This is a genomic window from Ruegeria sp. AA3, assembly GCF_056542905.1.
In genome coordinates this window covers 1-1372 of record NZ_JBQGAQ010000040.1, presented here as the reverse complement: position 1 = coordinate 1372, position 1372 = coordinate 1, and the positions used below count along the sequence as shown (strand labels likewise).

Below are 1372 nucleotides of genomic sequence, written 5' to 3'. Positions count from 1 at the left end.
ATTGAAGCGCTCGTTGTATCCATTCTCCCAAGGTGATCCCGGGTAGATTTGGATCGGCTTAATGCCCACCTTTCTTAACCAGGTCTGCAGGGCCGTTGCGATGAACTCCGCGCCGTTGTCGGAACGGATGTGTTCGGGCTTCCCGTGCCGCAATAAGAGTGGGTAGAGCGCATCCAGCACGTCTGCGCTGTTCATCTTCGGCTTGACCGCTACGCAGAGCGCCTCACGGGTATACTCATCCAGCACCGTCAGCATCTTGTAGCTCTGTCCGTTGCTCAGCTTGTCGTGGACAAAGTCAATGCTCCAGATGTGATTGGGATGTTGCGGTCGGAGCCGGATGATCGAGCTGTCCTTGTGGTACAGCCGTTTGCGTTTCTTGTGCCGTTGTGGGAGCTGCAAGCCTTCTTCGCGCCATAGTCGTTCGATCTTTTTATGATTGACTGCCCAGCCTTCGACACGCAGCAGCTCGGCGACCTTGCGGTAGCCGTAGCGCCCATACCGTTTGGCCAATCGGATCATCGCCAGACGTAACGCCTCATCATCCTTTGGCGCTGCGCGGTATTGCAGCGTGCTCCGCGCCAATCCAATCACGCGACAGGTGCGCCGTTCAGAGGTTGCCAGCTTTTGTCGGGTGTGGACCACGGCCTGACGAAGCTGGTCTGCCGTCAGGCCTTTGGCTTTAGATAATCAAGGCTCTCCTTGAGAATGAGTTTGTCCAGTTCAAGCTCAGCCACGATTTTCTTGAGCCGATCATTCTCTTTCTGCAGCGCCTTCAGATTGGCCATCTCAGATCGTCCCATCCCACCAAACCGCTTGCGCCATGTGTAATAGGTCGCATCACTGACACCAGCCGTTCTGCACGCCGTCGCGACATCCGAACCAGATGCCAGGCCCAGCTCAATCTCGCGCAAAAGCCGCAGAATATCTTCGTCCGAATACCGTTTCCGCGCCATCAATCCCGTCTCCAAAACTAAGCCAACTGTGGCACAGTTTTAGGGGGCCAAGACACGATGCGATCGACTTTTCGATAGTGTCCATGCGACAACTCAGCAGTATATCGTTTGTCCAGAGTTTTCAGTTCAGCAGCAACAAGCACATCTGACCGACTTGTAATGACAAATCTTCGGTCAGGATTCGCGGAGTTCAAAATCGCGTTAATTTCATCGTTCCACGGTAGCGCCGTTGGTTCTGCTCGGTATTTCCCCCAAGGGTCCTCAATCTCGTAGATGACGGATCCTGGTGTTGTGTCTGCACGAATGGATTCTGGGCCTCCGCTGATCTTGGCGTGCCTCATATGCGGGTTGGCGTCTCGAAGCTTTGCAATAAGCGCCTTTGCCGTCGTTGTTTTCCCGGTGCCAGAGGGACCTGTTAG

The 1372-nt window shown here is 54.7% G+C and carries 3 protein-coding genes; all 3 read right to left on the bottom strand.

Translation table 11 applies throughout. The features are described 5' to 3' along the window. Window positions 1–642: IS3 family transposase (locus tag ACR0JR_RS22350; RefSeq protein ID WP_480442495.1), on the bottom strand; the 642-nt coding region annotated here is incomplete at its 3' end. A 23-nt stretch (window positions 643–665) separates the two neighbouring features. Next, window positions 666–953, bottom strand: coding sequence for a transposase (locus ACR0JR_RS22345; protein WP_480425685.1), 288 nt, complete (start codon window positions 951–953; stop codon window positions 666–668). 17 nt (window positions 954–970) lie between these two features. Then, window positions 971–1372, bottom strand: a 402-nt coding sequence (locus ACR0JR_RS22340; RefSeq protein ID WP_480458212.1) for an nSTAND3 domain-containing NTPase, incomplete at its 5' end; no start/stop codon positions are given.